Annotated in this window: 13 protein-coding genes; 5 read left to right on the top strand and 8 right to left on the bottom strand. The window is 64.6% G+C overall.

The window, feature by feature from the left end; genetic code table 11:
- Nucleotides 1-73: 73 nt before the first annotated feature.
- The 4 genes from ACG2LG_RS01850 to bioD all read left to right on the top strand — a co-directional run bounded on the left by ACG2LG_RS01850 (nucleotide 74) and on the right by bioD (nucleotide 5,089).
- The gene (locus ACG2LG_RS01850; RefSeq protein ID WP_396255809.1) at nucleotides 74-3,202 is read left to right on the top strand and encodes a PVC-type heme-binding CxxCH protein; all 3,129 of its coding nucleotides are present in this window, start codon (nucleotides 74-76) and stop codon (nucleotides 3,200-3,202) included.
- Between the two features lie 120 nt (nucleotides 3,203-3,322).
- Entirely contained in the window at nucleotides 3,323-4,207 is an 885-nt protein-coding gene (gene cdaA / locus ACG2LG_RS01855) for a diadenylate cyclase CdaA (RefSeq protein ID WP_396255811.1), read from the top strand.
- Complete coding sequence (locus ACG2LG_RS01860) at nucleotides 4,194-4,469, top strand: hypothetical protein (protein WP_396255813.1); 276 nt, start codon at nucleotides 4,194-4,196, stop codon at nucleotides 4,467-4,469. The genes cdaA and ACG2LG_RS01860 overlap by 14 nt, the downstream gene beginning before the upstream one ends.
- Nucleotides 4,466-5,089 carry a dethiobiotin synthase gene (gene bioD, locus ACG2LG_RS01865; protein ID WP_396255815.1) on the top strand — a complete coding sequence of 208 codons (624 nt, stop codon included), beginning with the start codon at nucleotides 4,466-4,468 and terminating at the stop codon, nucleotides 5,087-5,089. Before ACG2LG_RS01860 ends, bioD begins: the two co-directional genes overlap by 4 nt.
- A gap of 109 nt (nucleotides 5,090-5,198) precedes the next feature.
- Here bioD and ACG2LG_RS01870 read toward each other — a convergent pair whose 3' ends face one another.
- The 7 genes from ACG2LG_RS01870 to ACG2LG_RS01900 all read right to left on the bottom strand — a co-directional run bounded on the left by ACG2LG_RS01870 (nucleotide 5,199) and on the right by ACG2LG_RS01900 (nucleotide 10,855).
- Nucleotides 5,199-6,134 carry a DUF4928 family protein gene (locus ACG2LG_RS01870; protein ID WP_396255817.1) on the bottom strand — a complete coding sequence of 312 codons (936 nt, stop codon included), beginning with the start codon at nucleotides 6,132-6,134 and terminating at the stop codon, nucleotides 5,199-5,201.
- Nucleotides 6,085-7,212 (bottom strand): DNA cytosine methyltransferase, encoded by a 1,128-nt coding sequence (locus ACG2LG_RS01875; RefSeq protein WP_396255818.1) that lies wholly within the window; start codon nucleotides 7,210-7,212, stop codon nucleotides 6,085-6,087. The genes ACG2LG_RS01870 and ACG2LG_RS01875 overlap by 50 nt, the downstream gene beginning before the upstream one ends.
- 178 nt (nucleotides 7,213-7,390) lie before the next feature.
- Nucleotides 7,391-8,035 carry a DUF1080 domain-containing protein gene (locus ACG2LG_RS01880; RefSeq protein WP_396255819.1) on the bottom strand — a complete coding sequence of 215 codons (645 nt, stop codon included), beginning with the start codon at nucleotides 8,033-8,035 and terminating at the stop codon, nucleotides 7,391-7,393.
- 75 nt (nucleotides 8,036-8,110) lie between these two features.
- Nucleotides 8,111-8,797, bottom strand: a complete 687-nt coding sequence (locus tag ACG2LG_RS01885; protein WP_396255820.1) for a lysophospholipid acyltransferase family protein — start codon at nucleotides 8,795-8,797, stop codon at nucleotides 8,111-8,113.
- Between the two features lie 47 nt (nucleotides 8,798-8,844).
- Complete coding sequence (locus ACG2LG_RS01890) at nucleotides 8,845-9,825, bottom strand: phosphatidate cytidylyltransferase (protein ID WP_396255822.1); 981 nt, start codon at nucleotides 9,823-9,825, stop codon at nucleotides 8,845-8,847.
- Entirely contained in the window at nucleotides 9,822-10,499 is a 678-nt protein-coding gene (locus ACG2LG_RS01895; RefSeq protein WP_396255823.1) for a CDP-alcohol phosphatidyltransferase family protein, read from the bottom strand. Before ACG2LG_RS01895 ends, ACG2LG_RS01890 begins: the two co-directional genes overlap by 4 nt.
- Nucleotides 10,496-10,855 carry a hypothetical protein gene (locus ACG2LG_RS01900; protein ID WP_396255825.1) on the bottom strand — a complete coding sequence of 120 codons (360 nt, stop codon included), beginning with the start codon at nucleotides 10,853-10,855 and terminating at the stop codon, nucleotides 10,496-10,498. The genes ACG2LG_RS01895 and ACG2LG_RS01900 overlap by 4 nt, the downstream gene beginning before the upstream one ends.
- A 166-nt stretch (nucleotides 10,856-11,021) precedes the next feature.
- On the opposite strand from ACG2LG_RS01900, the gene ACG2LG_RS01905 reads away from it, so the two are divergent.
- On the top strand, nucleotides 11,022-11,717 hold the full coding sequence (locus tag ACG2LG_RS01905) for an RNA polymerase sigma factor (RefSeq protein WP_396255827.1): 696 nt from the start codon (nucleotides 11,022-11,024) through the stop codon (nucleotides 11,715-11,717).
- Nucleotides 11,718-11,721: 4 nt separating this feature from the next.
- Here the strand turns inward: ACG2LG_RS01905 and ACG2LG_RS01910 are convergent, their stop codons facing one another.
- On the bottom strand, nucleotides 11,722-14,985 hold the full coding sequence (locus ACG2LG_RS01910; RefSeq protein WP_396255828.1) for a protein kinase: 3,264 nt from the start codon (nucleotides 14,983-14,985) through the stop codon (nucleotides 11,722-11,724).
- Nucleotides 14,986-15,082 lie beyond the last annotated feature (97 nt).

A 15,082-nucleotide genomic window follows, 5' to 3' on the forward strand; every position in this document is an offset into this window, starting at 1 on the left:
CCCGACCGGGAAGGGCGTTTGGCGTTCCGGGATGACAGATCGGGTTCCCGGCAGAGGTAAACAGCGGCCGAAAATGACCCGCCTGTTTCTCACCCTCCTCGCACTCGCGGTGCCTCTCGAAGGTGCCACCCCGCCGGTGTCCGGCGAACGCATCGGCCTGATCGGCAACGGCCTCGGCGAACGGATGCTCGACCACCCGTGGCTCGAGACCGAGCTGCATCTCCGCTACCCCGACAAGAAGCTCGTCGTCCGTAATTTCTGCCGCCCGGGTAACACCGCCGGCTTCCGGCCCCACCCGTCGCGCCCGTCGCAGTGGGCCTTCCCCGGCGCGGATAAATTCCATCCGGATCGCAAGGTCCACGCCGGACGCGGCCACCACCCGACCCCCGACGAGTGGCTGACCACGCTCAAGATCGACACCCTGCTCGCCTTCTTCGGCTACAACGAGTCCTTCGACGGCGAGGCCGGACTCGAGCATTTCAAGGGCGAGATCGACGCCTTCATCACCCACACCCGGGCTCAGAAATACAACGGCACCTCGGCCCCACGCCTGATCCTCGTCTCGCCCATCGCCTTCGAGGACCTGTCGGCGGAGCGCGACCTGCCCGACGGCACCGCTGAAAACGAACGCCTCGCGCTCTACACCGCCGCGATGAAGGAAGTCGCCGCCGCGCGAAAGGTCGAGTTCATCGACCTCTTCACCGCGACGGCCCGCCTCTACCCCGGGTTCGGGGGCGACTTCACCCGCAACGGCTTCCTCCCCACCGACGCCGGCTACCGGAAGCTCGGCCCGGCACTCGCCGATCTGGCCTTCGGTCAGGATCCCCGCCGCTCGCATGCCGACCCGGACAAGCTCGCCGAGGCCGTCCGCGACAAGAATTGGTTCTGGTTCAACGACTACCGGATGCTCAACGGCGTCCACGTCGACGGCCGCCGCTACAAACCCTTCGGGCCCGACAACTACCCTGCCGAAACCAGGAAGCTGCGCGCCATGACCGAAGTGCGCGACGACTACATCCACTCCGCGCTCGCCGGAAAGGCCTTCGATCTCGCCGCGGCCGACTCCCAGACCCCGGAACTGCCGGAGGTCAAAACCAATTACCGGCCGAGCAACAAGAACGGCCAGCCGGATTACGCGGACGGTGCCGAAGCCGTGAAAGACCTCACCGTTCCCGAAGGCTACAAGGTCGAACTCTTCGCCTCGGAGGCCGACTTTCCCAACCTCGCCAACCCGGTCCAGCTGTCCTTCGACGACCGCGGCCGGCTGTGGGTCGCGACCATGCCAAGCTACCCTCACTACCGCCCCGGCGACGAGCGCCCCGATGACAAGCTGCTGATCTACGAGGATACCGATGGCGACGGCCGCGCCGACAAGGAGACCGTCTTTGCCGACCGCCTGCACCTGCCGACCGGCTTCGAACTCGCGCCCGGGGGCGTTTACGTCGCCGAAAACCCCCACCTGATGCTCCTCCGCGACGAGGACGGCAACGACCAGGCCGACTCGCGGGAGATCGTGCTCACCGGATTCGACACCCACGACACCCACCACGCCGCCGGCGCGTTCTGCGCGGATCCTTCCGGTGCGATCATGATGGCCGAGGGCGTGTTCCTCCACACCGGCGTCGAGACCCCCTACGGTCCGGTCCGCGGGGTCGACGGCGGCTTCTACCGCTTCTCGCCGCAGCGCACCAAGCTCGAGCGCACCGTGCAGATGGGCATCCCGAATCCATGGGGCATCGCCTTCGACGACTGGGGCCAGTGCTTCTTCCTCCACACCTCCGGGCCGGCGATCAACTGGATGCTGCCGGTCGCCCTCAAGACCCCCTACGGCGCCAAGAACCCCGGCACACCGAATCTCGCGCCGAAGGGCAACGCCGTCCGCCCGACCTCCGGCCTCGAGTTCGTCTCCTCCTCCCATTTCCCGGATGAGGTCCAGGGCGACATGCTGGTCTGCAACACCATCGGCTTCCTCGGCATCAAGCAGCACCGGATCGAGGACGACGGCACCGGCTACAAGACCACCTTCCGCCAGGATCTGCTCAAGTCGTCCGACGGCAACTTCCGCCCGGTCGACCTCGAGTTTGCCCCCGACGGCTCGCTCTACGTCGCCGACTGGCAGAACGCGCTCATCGGCCACATGCAGCACAATGCCCGCGACCCGATGCGCGACCAGGCCCACGGCCGCATCTACCGCATCACCTACCCCTCGCGACCGCTGGTGAAGGCCCCTCCGATCGAGAGTGCCCCGCTCGCCGTGCTGCTCGAGAACCTCAAGCACCCGGACTACCGCGTCCGCTACCGCACCCGCCGCGAGATCCGTTCGCACGATCCGGAAAAGGCGCTTCCCGCCCTGTCCGCCTGGGTGCAGTCACTCGACCCGGAGGATCCCGCCCATGGACACCATCAACTCGAGGCCCTGTGGGCCACCTGGGGCCTCAACCGGATCGACACCGGTCTCCTGCGCAAACTACTAGGTTCGCCGGACTTCAGGGTCCGCTCCGCCACGGTGAAGGCCCTGCGCTACAACTTCCGCGAGTTCGACGACCACACCGCCCTGCTGATGGCGGCCGCCGGTGACGACCACGGCCGGGTAAGGCTCGAAGCCGTCGCCGCCGCCTCGTGGCTCGACAACAACGCCGCGAAGAAGATCGTCGCCGCAGCCGCGGCCCTGCCACTCGACAACTGGTCGAAGAACCCGACGCACACCGCCGCCTCCCGCCTCGCCGGCAGGGAGGAGGTCGAGGTCGAGGAATTTCCGGCTCCCAAGCCGCCCGCCCGCCTGACCGAAGCGGAGCGCGCCCGCTTTCTCGCCGGCCACGAGATCTACCACCGCGAAGGCCACTGCGTGACCTGCCACCAGCCCGACGGCGAAGGCCTCCCCTCGACCGGCTTCCCGCCCATCGCCGGAACCTTCTGGGTACAGGGCAACGAGGAGCGGCTGATCAAGCTCACCCTCCACGGCCTCATGGGGCCGCTGGAGGTCAAGGGCGTGAAGTATCCCGGCCAGGTGCCGATGACCCCCTTCGCCGGCCTGCTCGACGACGAGGAAATCGCGTCGGTCCTGACCTACGTCCGCAACCATTTCGGCAACGAGGCCTCCGCCATCACCCCGGAAAAGGTCGCCGAGGTCCGCAAGGCCACCGGAAGCCGGCTCTTTTATTCGCCGGAAGAGCTCTTGAAGGAACATCCGGCCGAAAACTGACGGCGGAGCCGCTGGCATAGGTCCCATGGGACGTATGGGTCCTATGGGAAGACCGCCCGCCACGATTCCCGAAACTGCAAGTGACAGCCCGCACCCCGTGCCGCTAAGCTCCGGCAGCCCATGTGGGAATTCATCCAACAGAATTGGCGCTACGGCGTCGAGATCCTGATCCTGAGCATCGGGATCTATCAGATCTATCGCGCCTTCAAGGCGACCCGCGGCGCCCGCATCCTGGTCGGCTTGATGGTCATCCTGCTGATGCTCACGGCGCTGCTCCAGATCTTCAAGTTCCAGGTCATCAGCTTCCTCGTCACCCGCGGCCTGCTGGTCCTGCTCATCGCCCTGCCCGTGATCTTCCAGCCGGAGATCCGCACCGCGCTGGCCCGGGTCGGCAGCAGCCGCTGGCTCGACTGGCTGCTGCGCAACGACCGCCGCCAGCTCGACTTCCTCGAAAGCCTCGAGCAGGCCGTGATGTCCTTGTCGAAGAAGCGCATCGGCGCGCTCTTCGCCATCGAGCGGAACATCTCGCTCAAGAGCCAGCAGGACACGGGTGCCACGCTCAATGCCGACTTTTCTCCGGAGCTTGCACTCTCGATCTTCTTTCCGAAGTCGCCGCTCCACGATGGCGCGGTGATCCTCGCCGATGAAAAACTGGTCGCCGCCGGCTGCGTGCTGCCGGTCAGCCAGAAGGAACTCGCCGACCGCTCGATCGGCCTGCGCCACCGCGCCGCAATCGGCCTCACCGAGGAAACGGATGCGGTCTGCGTGGTGGTCAGCGAGGAAACCGGCGGCATCTCGCTGTGCTCCGAGGGAAACATCGAGCGCAACCTGAAGAGCGAGGACTTCAGCGAACGGATGGAGGAGATCTTCCTCAACAAGAACAACGAAGATGAGAAAAGCGTTTCGGAAGAACTGGGGACCGAAGATGATGTCGCTGATTCTGGCGACGGCGATCTGGATGCTGATTCAGAAGTATCTGGAAGCGAACGGAATGTGGGAGGTTGAGGAACCGCCCCGCGCCCAGCCCGCCCCCAAGGACGACCAGATCCGGGACCTCGAGTCCCGCATCGAGGAACTCCGCGGCCAGGTGGCCAGCGCCGAGGAACTTCGCAAGCAGCTCGAGGAGGAACGTCGCGAACAGCAGCAACGCGAAGAGGAACGCCGCAAGGCCGCCGAGGCCGCCAAGGCGGCCGCCGAAGCGGCCAAGGCGGCAGCCGCCGCGGCTGAACCCGAGTCCAAGCCCCCGGAAACCCCTGAAAATCCATGAGCTGGTTCATCACCGGAACCGACACCGACGTCGGCAAGACCTACTTTTCCCGCCTCCTGATCCGCGCGCTGCGCGAGGCCCGCGTCGATGCCGTTGGCTTCAAGCCGGTCTGCTGCGGCGAGCGGACCGACGCCGAACTGCTCGCCGAAGCCTCCGGCGGACTCGACGTGGAGACCGTCAACCCGCTGTGGCTGCAGGCCCCCGTCGCGCCGCAGGTCGCCGCCATGCTGTCGAATGCCGAAATCAATCCCGCCTCGCTGGTCGCTTCCGGCAAGATGCTCGAAAAGCAGCACCAGGCGATCATCATCGAAGGTGCCGGCGGCTGGCGGGTGCCGCTGGCCAAGGGCTACGACATGGCCGACCTCGCCACGGATTTCTCGCTGCCGGTGATCGTCGTCGTCGCCAACCGCCTCGGCGCCCTCAACCACACCATCCTGACCGTCGAAGACATCCGTGCCAGCGACCTCGAAGTCGCCGGACTGGTCCTCAACAACCTGCAGGAGGAGCAGGACACCGCCGCCATCACCAACAAGGGAGTGATCGAGGAACTCACCGACGCCCCCATTCTCGCGGAACTCATCCACGGACAGGACTTCGTCGACGTGGAGGCGTTTCTTTGAGCGGGCGGCACGACTGCACCACAACACCTTCCTCGCGCCCAAAGTTCCTATGATTACCGTAGTAAATTCCTCCGAATGCATGGCACCTGGGACTAACCGACGCACGTGATCAGGCTACCGCAATCTTCAGACTCGGATCGGTTTCGCAATCGGCAATAATGCGGTTGTAGCGAACAATGAGTTCTTCAAGCGTGGCCCGCCGTTTACTTCCGTTGAAAGACGTCCATTCGAGGACATTCGCGACAAGAAATTGAGTGATATCGAGTGCTTCGACACGCTTGGAAATCTGGAGTTCATCGGCGAGGGTTTCTGCCATTTGCGCTCCGGCAGCATTCGAGATAACGAGGGGGCGGAGGCCTTTATCTAAGTTCTCCTGGCACTTCAGGAGGAGCAGTTTTGACGGAGCGGTTGTAACGTGAATGACACAGTCTCCTATTTCGAAGTCTCCCGATCTTCCCGTTGGCGCATCTGCGACCGAGTAGCCGCTATGCATAATTTCTTGGTCAGGATAGAGCGTTTCGAGCTTTGCTCCGACGAGATGCTGCATGACCGCGCCCACCACCGTTGAGCCATGATTCTCAGCTTGACGGCGTTTTGCTTCATCGAAAATGCCTGTGAGGCAGGCTTTAAGCGATGAGCCGGCATCCACCTTCAATTTGATTGGTGAGGCATCGAAAAAATCCCGGACGCGGGCTACCCACCACTTCTCGACGGCGCTCAAATTGAACCCAGAGGTCGCACTCTGCTTGTTAAGAAACGCGACGTAATCCTGCATGTTTCCGAGACTGCCTCGGCTCGTTCTACCCCCTTCGGCAGCAAGAATCTTGGTGACTTTGTGGTCGGATAAAACCTTCTGAACACCACTTTTGCCCAAGCCTAAAACCTGGCCCTTCGCCTTGGTCACCAGCTTGCCCGGATCAAGGGGAAGCCCCTGCTCAATGGCCGCCCTTGTGATCACGAGGGCAACGCATAAAGCACCTTTTTGCCCGAGGAAATTATGCGCTGAGGCGAATTCTTGCAGACTCCTTTCGAGATCTCTTGGCATAGGACTTGGAAAGCTTGGCAAGGGGAGCAAGGAGGTGTTCCGCGAGGTGTTTGACTACCGGAACTGCAACAGCATCACCCATGGCGCTGTAGGCTTCGTTGTAGTTGGCAGCAAGTTGATACGAATCAGGCGCTCCCATCAGGCGCGCGGCCTCCCGGGTGGTAATGAGACGAGCAGTCCACTTTCCTTTCTCATGTAGGATGAGAAACTGACGACTGCTACCTCCCTCCGCTGTGCGGAGGCAACCCGAAATATTGTCGAAGCGCAGCTCCAAGACTTGCTTCCCGTTGCGGGTCCGGCGGTAGCCCGGGAAGACCGCACGTTGACTCTTTGGGATACTTTTGAGACGGGACGTGTGCCTCGCCGCAATAATCGAAAGAAGTTGCTCGGTCTTGGCTTCATCGAAAACCGGTACTTCCCAATCGATAATTTCCGAAAGTTTCTTGGGACGATTTTTTGGGAAAGGCATGCTCCAAAACACGCTTCCTTCAAGGGAAGTAATCACTTGAGTCACAGAATCTGAGTGCAACCAATTTGGGCCTAAATCTTCATGGTCTGTCGCATCAAAATGCTCTTGGACGGCGACGACGAACACCCTCGGACGTGACTGTGGCAGCCAATGCCGAGCATCAATTACCATCGGGCCGATCCTGTAGGAGCGGGCGCGGAGCGCTTTGTGAAGGAGGCGATAGTCTTCTCCTCCGTTCGAGGAAAGCAGACCTGTGACATTCTCGAGCGCAATCACCTTGGGCCGTTCCGGCATCTCATCAAGTACGCGAAGCCATTCCCAGAAGAGTCCACTGCGGGAGGCTGCAAGGCCACCCATCTTACCTGCGAGCGAGAGGTCTTGACAGGGGAAGCTGGCCCAGACGATGTCACCTTGGGGAATCGTGGAGCCGTTTACGTTCTCGATGGAGTCTTGGTGAAAATGGCCCGTGCCGTGGTTTGCGGTGTAGATGGCGGCCTTCTTTGGGCAGATGTCGTTCGACCAGACAGGAGTGCAGGCATGCTGGGCTCCTTGGGTGACCAGGCCGCTCCCGGCAAAGAAATCGACAAACGTTGGAAAACCGGAAGTCATGAGTTCATGTGAACAGTTTCGACTCAGGCTGTCAACGGAAGATTAGGCATGTAATGCATCGTTGAGAAGGCGCGAGTCACTAGATTCGAATTTTGAAGCCGTTAACGACTGCGACGCCTCCGGCGGCCGGGCCAACCCATGTTCTGTCGGCTGACCAGAACCTTTAGGAACCAGCGACTTAGGAGGCCTCAATCGAGATCTTCCGGTACCAGACATTGTGCCCGTGGTCCTGGAAGCCGATGTGGCCGGTGCGCGGCAGATCCTTGAGCGCGGTCTTGAACTTGTTCTTCGACCCGTCGGGATTCTTGTTGGGCGTGTCCCAGCGGTCGAGATCGAGGTCCTGCACCTGCACGCCGTTGATCGTGACGGTGATTTTCGGACCCACGCACTCGAGCCGGAAGGTGTTCCACTGGCCGGCGGGCTTCTCGGGCATGCTCGACGCGGGTGACGCATCGTAGAGTGCGCCGGTGTTGTGGGTCGTCGGTTCCTGGCCGTGGGAGTCGAAGATCTGGATCTCGAATCCGCCCTGCACCGGGTTGTCCGGATCGGTGCGGAAGAAGACGCCGCTGTTGCAGCCCTTGCTGACCTTGTACTCCATCTCCAGTACGAAATCACCGAAGGCCTCCCGGGTCCACAGGTAGCTGCCGCCCGGCTGGCGCGCGATCATCGGCTCGCCCTGCTTGTCCTTCACCACCCGCCACACCGGCGGATGCTCGGGCTTGACCATCCAGCTGTCCATGCTCTCGGCGTCGAAGACTTTCTCGGCCGTCGCCGACCCCGCCATCATCGCCCCCGCCAGAAGGGCAATGCTCAATCGTTTCATGCTCCGAATGGAATGACTCCAACCCCCCGGTCGCCAAGGACATTCGACGGACGTTCGTCCGATGAACGGCTCATCTCAAGCCGCCAGCCCGGGCCTCTGGTGACCGGTCGACCGCCCGAGCTCCACGACGGCATCCTCGAGCCGGTGCGCGATGTCGCGCCAGGCGCCGGATCCCGCCGGGGCATCCGCGAAGCACTGCGGTCGGCCGATCCGGAGCTCCAGCTTGCCGCGCGACGGGAGCCGGTGATCGGCCGGCCATGCCTGGTGGGTCCCGCGGATGTGGCAGGGCACGACCGGGATCGGGGTGCCGGCCACCAGCATGCCGATCCCCGGCTTGAACCGTCCCATCTCCCCGTCCCGGGAACGGGTGCCCTCCGGAAACAACAGAAACAAGCCCTGCTGCTCGACAAGGGACTCCCGCAGCCGCTGGAGTGCATGCGGCTGAAGACGGTTCCGCCAAAGGGGACGCAGGTTGAGACAACGCGACGACAACCAGCTCTGGAGGGGATTCCGGAAAAAGGTGTCGCCCGCCGCAAGCGGCGAAAAGCGGGCACGCAGTCGTGCCGGCAACGACGCGCCGAGCAGCAGGGTGTCGAGGTGCGACGCATGGTTGGCGACGAGCACCGCCGGACCTTCAAGCGGCAGGTGGGACGCCCCCCGGATCGAAAGTTGGTGCCGATGGAAGACGCCGACTCGCACCAGCGACCAGGTCAGGTGATGCAGGACGTGTTCCCAGGCGGGGGGTTTCCGGTCGGGAGACACCCGGGGATGATCGACCCAGGGGGCAGGCAGGGAGGGAGAAGAGAAGATCATGGCAGCAGGGCGTGGAGGTGTTCGGGTTGGAAGCGGGTCAGGCGCTCGATCAAGGCGAGGGAAAGCGCGAGGACCGGGGCCGCGAAGACGAGGCTGTCGCAACGGTCGAGCAGGCCCCCGTGCCCCGGCAGCGACTCCGCGAGGTCCTTGAGATCGAGGTCGCGCTTGATCGACGAGAGGATGAGGTCGCCAGCCGTGCCGGTCAGGGCGAGGACCAGGCCGAGGGGAACGAGGAGCCGGACCTCGCCGACGGGTTCGCCGCCAAAGAAGAGGATGCCGGTGAGCGTGACGAAGGCCGTGGTCAGGACGAGGGAACCGATCAGGCCCCCGCGGGTCTTGCCGGGGCTGGTGTTCGGGCAGAGTGCCCGACGCCCGAGGAGTTTGCCCGAAAGGTAGGCGAAGACGTCGTTCAACTCGACCGCCAGGATCATCCACAGCAGCAGGGCGGGACTGGTCCACTGGGCCAGGAACCCGAGGTGCGCGGGCCAAACCCCGCAGATCATGAAGCCGAGATTGGCGCAGCCGATCCGCCTGAGATAGCCCGCGGGCCGGTCCTTCCACAGGCCACCGGCCATGGTCAGGGCGGCAAACAGGGGCGCGCTGAAAAGAAGGAGGGCATACTGCTGCCGGATCATCGCCGCCGCGATCACCCCGAAACCGACAAGGAGGGCAAAGCCAAGCGAGCGATCCGCCTGGATGCCGGTCGCCCGGGCAAACTCACCAAAGAGAAGAAGTCCGAGAAGGATGATGCCGACGGCGAGCGCCACCGGCCCGAGCAGGATGGGGAGCGAGACCGTCGGGATGATGACGGCCCACGTGCGCATGCGGCGGATGAGCTCGGCGTGGACGGGGGCACTCAGCTTGCCGAGGCGCGACGCGATCATGGTGATGACCCAGCCCAGCAGCAGCGCGGTGGCTGCGGTGACGACGAGCGACCAGAAACGCGGATCGGAATGGATGTCGAAGACAGGATTCATGATTCACGGACGGATTCGAGGTGACGGGAGGCGAGGACGAGGCGACGGACGGAGGTCACGGCGGTGCCGACGACCACCACGCCAAGCGCGAGGGCCATCGGCCCCATTTCCGCTGCGGACCACGAAGCCGGGCCGGCGGCCAGGGCGACCAAGGCCGCCACACAGGCGACCATCCGCGCCGGCTTGGCCATCGGCCCGGCATAGTCGGCCGGAGCACCGGCGATCTGCACCTGGACCCGCACATAGGCCGTGGCCAGCGCACCGAGGGCCGCGGCAAACCCGAGCAACGGATGGCTTCCGACGGCAAATCCCGCACCCACCAGCATGGCCACGTCGGAAACGCGGTCGGGCACCTCGTTGTAAAGAAGGCCCACTCGCGACGCCCGGCCGGTCTCCACCGCGAGCACGCCGTCGAAGATGTTGCAGGCACCGCGCAGCACCACCAGAACGATCACGGCCAGACAGGTCCCCCGCTGGAGCGGGCCGCCGGCCGGCATGCCCGCCGTCAGCGCGAGAAGCGCGCCGCCACCGAGGCCGGCGAGCATGCCGACGACGGAAACCATGTTGGGGGTCAGGCCGCTTCCGGCCAACCGCCGGCGCAGCCAGTCCCAGAGCGGGATGTCCCGTGCGGCGAGTGGCCGGCGACGTTCGGTTTGTTCCTGGATCGAGATCATGACGTTTTTCCCATCAGATAGATGCCGGAGACGAGGAGCGTCATGCCGGCGAGGTTAACCGGGCGGATCGGAGTGCCGAAGGCGAGCAGCGAAAGTCCGGCGGCGAAGATGAAGGTGGTGGCGTAGACCGGATAGAGGACGGTCAGTGCCCCACCCTTGCGGAAGGCGGCGACGAACAGGACCATCACCGCGATGTAGCAGGCGACCCCGCCGAGCAACCGGGGATTGAGCAGGAGGTCGACCGTCCGTCCCCCCGCGGCGTTGGCACCGGTCTTGTAGAGGAAGGAGCCGAGCGCTCCACAAAGCGACGCCCCGAGGATCATGAGGATGGAAAGGGGATGGGTGGCCTCTTGCATGATGGTCTTCATCTCCCTTCCTCGGGATCGGCCGGGGCGGGTTACAGGAAAGTTGGCGGGGCCGCTTCTTTTCTCCCCTCGGTACCCACGGCGTGTTAGGAATGGTGCCTCGATGGCGGATGGATCCTCGACACAGGGCACCGCGGGCTCGGGAGGATTCTTCCCCATGACCCGCTGGAGCATGGTGGTGGCCGCCCGGGACTCCCCCAGTATCGAGCGGAGCGAGGCCCTCGGGGAATTGTGCCGTCAGTACTGGCGCCCGGTGTATCTCTACGTCCGTCGCCGCGGTCATTCCGCCGAGGAAACCGAGGACCTGACCCAGGACTTCTTCTTCCGCCTCATCAAGGGTGACCTGCTGAAGTCCGTCGAAGGGCCGGAGAAGGGGCGGCTCCGCTCGTTCCTCTGCGTCGTCCTGAAGCGATTTCTGGTCGACGACTACCACCACAGGATGGCCCAGAAGCGGGGCGGAGGCCGGCACATCGTCGATATCGACGGCCCGTCGATGGAAGGGCAGATCATCGAGGGCAGGTCGGAGGATCCCGTTCAGGCTTTCGACCGGCAATGGGCGATCGATCTGTTGGAGGATGCGCTGCGTCGCCTGAAGGCGGACTACTCCCGGGCGGGCAAGGAGGAACTGTTCGAGGCCTTCCAACCGACCATCAACCCCCAGTCCGAGCGGGTGAGCCCGGCGGCCCTGGCGGGCGAACTCGGGATGAAGGAGGGAGCGGTGAAGGTGGCGGTCCACCGCTTCCGGCAGCACTACCGGGTGTGCCTCATGGCGGCTCTCAAGGACACCCTGGCGGATGGCGAGGATCCCGAGGAGGAATTGCGCTACCTGCTGTCGCTGTTCACGCGTTCGTGAACGCTCAATCGGCATCCGCCACGCGCGCCCGCACGACGATGGGAATATCGGCCTTCTCGAACTTGCGCATGTTCGTCCAGTCGATGCCGAGCTTGTCGAACTCTTCCCGCACCGCCATCAGGTCCCAGATAAACAACCGGCCATCCCGGCCCTCGGTTCCGATGAGGGTCCCGTCGCGACTGATCGCGAGTGGCCATTGCTTGTCGAAATTCGGCCGCGTCAGCGTGGTCATGGGCGTGGTCCGTGGATTGAGCACCTTGAGTTCGTCGCGCTGATGCGAGACGGCAAGGGCCGTCCCCCGGGGGCTGAACACCATCCGGCCCGGGATGTCGGCCATGTGGTTGGCAATCCGGAGATCGGGGAGCTCATCCCAGCCAGCCGACGGATCCCAGAAGCGGTAGTCGGTCGAGTTGCCGGTCGCCAGCAGCACGCGGCCATCCTCGAACACCGGGGAAAAGGCAACACTGCCGGCAGTTGGCAGCGACGCGACCTCGCGTCCGTCGCCGAGGTCGAAGATCCTCACCTGCTCGGGGGCCGTGCTGCCGACCGCGAGCCAACGACCCTCGAAGTCGACGTCGATCTTCGAGACATGAACCTCGTCGGAAAGGCGCTCGCTGGAGCCGTCCGCCGTCGAAATCCGCCAGATCCCCGTGTCACTGGCGGCGATCAGCGAGGAACCATCGGGCGTGAGGGCGAGCTGCCCGCAGGCGCCCGGCCGGCTGAACACCTCGCTCGGCCCGAAGTGGATCTCCAGCCGCCCTTCGGCATCGGGCCGCAGCGCCAGGGAACGCCGCACGATGCCTTCCCGTCCGGCGATGTAGAGCCACTCGGGAGCAAACGCGAGACCGAGGGGCCGGGTCACCTCGGTGAAGCGCGCCAGGGCCGCACCACTGCGGTTCCAGACGATCACCGAGTCGTTTCCAGCCGTCGCCAGAGTCAGGCTGAAGGACCCGCGGGGGCCTTGGTGAATGTCCCATGCCGAGGCGAGGACCCCATCGCCACCCGGATGCCCGATCGCGCGGTGGCAGACTTCGGAATGCTGGATCTCCAGCTGGAACATCCGCTCCTCCCAGATGGCGGGACCGAGCTGCCTTCCATCGGGCGAGAATGAGAAGTCGCCGGCCCGCGCCTTGTAGGTGGAGAGCAGTGACCCATGGCGGCCATCCCACAGCCGGATCTCCCAATCGGTGCTGGCGGTGGCCAGCAGGCGGCCGTCGGCGCTCCAGGCGATCTGCTGAATGGCATCGAGGTGGCCCTGAAGCCGATGGGCCGATCGCGTCATGCCCGCTTCAAATATCGAGAGCTCCCCGTCGAGGTTGCCCATCGCCAGGCGACGACCGTCGGGACTCCACTTCAACCGGGACGGCTGGAAGTTCATCGCTTCGTGGACCAGTTCTCCGGTGGCCCGGTCGATCAGGTGGAGGTGGGTGCCGCGATCCGGTCCGGTCAGGCTTTCCAGCCCGACCGCCAGCATCGTGCCGGCGGCCTGGAGACTGAGTGAAATTGGCGCCGCCGGAAGCGGCAGCGGCGCCTCAATCTCCCCCCCTTCCCAGTCGACAAAGCGGATCTGGTCGGCCTCGCCGAGCGCCAAGCCCCGGTGGTCCGGCAGAAGATCGCAGACCTGGCTCTCGATCCGGGTGGGCGGCAGCATGCAGCGGCCCTCGCGCCAGTCGACAACCTCGACCCGCCCCTCGCCGGGCGCCGCCACAATGACGAGGTAGCGTTGGTCCTCTCCACCGAACAAGAGCCGGCTGCCCTTGAGTCCAAGGCGGGTCGAAACGGTGGCGAGGACCGCCTCGTCGGGATGCGACCGGATCTCGACCCGCTCGGGTCCCCAGCCCAGCGCGCAGAGGCGGTGGCCGCCGTCGAAGGCGATCGGCAGCAGGGATTCCCCGAGCGGGCTGCCTTCGCCGTGCTTGGCCATGTCGGACCAGGCCAGGCAGGCAAGAGCCTCGTTCCGCAGGTCCTCGTCGATGGCGATCTCCGAAGCCTCGCCGATGGCCGCGAGGGAAGTACTACGCCACCCGGAGACGTGGGACAGCCGCTGCGCCTTGGCCTTGCCGATGAGGATCTCGCGGCGGGCCTCCCGCTCCGAACGATAGGCCGCGACACTCGCAAAGATCCCGATCACGAGTGCGAGAACCGTGCAGCAGGCGGCGATCACCGCGACGCGATTGCGCCGGACGAACTTGCCGACGCGGTAGGCGGTGCCGGGCGGACTGGCACTGACCGGCAAGCCGTCCATGAAGCGGCCGATGTCCATGGAGAATCCCTGGGCCGTGTCGTAGCGGCGCTGCCGGGATTTCTCGATGGACTTCAGGATGATCCAGTCGAGATCACCCCGCAGGTTCCGCTCCAGACGCGGCGGATCGGTCTGCCGGGCCGCCGCGATCTTCTTCCGCTGGTTCTCATCCAGTGAAGCAAAGTGAGCCGACGGCCTCGGGGCCTCGACCTCGCGGATGATGCGCCGCATCTCGTCGAAGCCACGGGTGACCAGCGCCTCCCGGCTGTGCGGCACGGTCCCTGCAAGAAGCTCGTGGAGAAGCACGCCAAGCGAATAGATGTCGCTTCGGGTATCGACATCGATGGCGTTGAGTTCCGCCTGCTCGGGACTCATGTACTCCGGGGTGCCCACCAGCCGACCGAACAGGGTGAAGAAGGTCTGTTCGGTGAGCTCGACCCCGATCGCCTTGGCGACACCGAAGTCGATGATCTTCGGACAGGCTTCACCGTCGTCGTCGCGATGGACCAGGACGTTGCTGGGTTTCAGGTCGCGGTGGATGACGCCCTTCTGATGGGCGTGCTGAACGCCCACGCACACCCGTGAGAAAAGCTGGAGACGTTCCGGAAGGCTCAGGCGGTTCTTGTCACAAAAGGTTGTCAGCGGAAGGCCCTCGACGAACTCCATCACGAAATACGGCCGGCCCAGAGCGGTCGTCCCCGCGTCGTAGACCTTGGCGATGTGCGGGTGGTCCATCAGGGCGAGCGCCTGGCGTTCGGCCTCGAACCGGGCCACCACCTCCCGGGAGTCCATCCCGGGCTTGATGACCTTCAGCGCGAGGGTGCGTCGCACCGGCTCCCTCTGCAGCGCACGGAAGACCACGCCGAAGCCCCCTTCCCCGATCTGCTCGAGGAGTTCGAAGCGGTCAATCACATCACCCGGCTTCTCGGCGATCGGGTCGAGACTCTCGTCCACCGGTTCGTCGATCCCGTCGAGACCGACCTTCAGAAAGCAGGCCGGGCAGTAATCGCCCCGGGGGGAGGTCACCTGCTCGGCACCACAGTCGGGGCACCTTGAAGGACGGGAACTCAAGGTTGCCAGACTAGGGCCCGGAAACGTCGAGGCAAGAAGATCCCCTTCCGGA

It is taken from the genome of Haloferula sp. A504 (assembly GCF_044385805.1).
Lineage (GTDB): Bacteria > Verrucomicrobiota > Verrucomicrobiia > Verrucomicrobiales > Akkermansiaceae > Haloferula.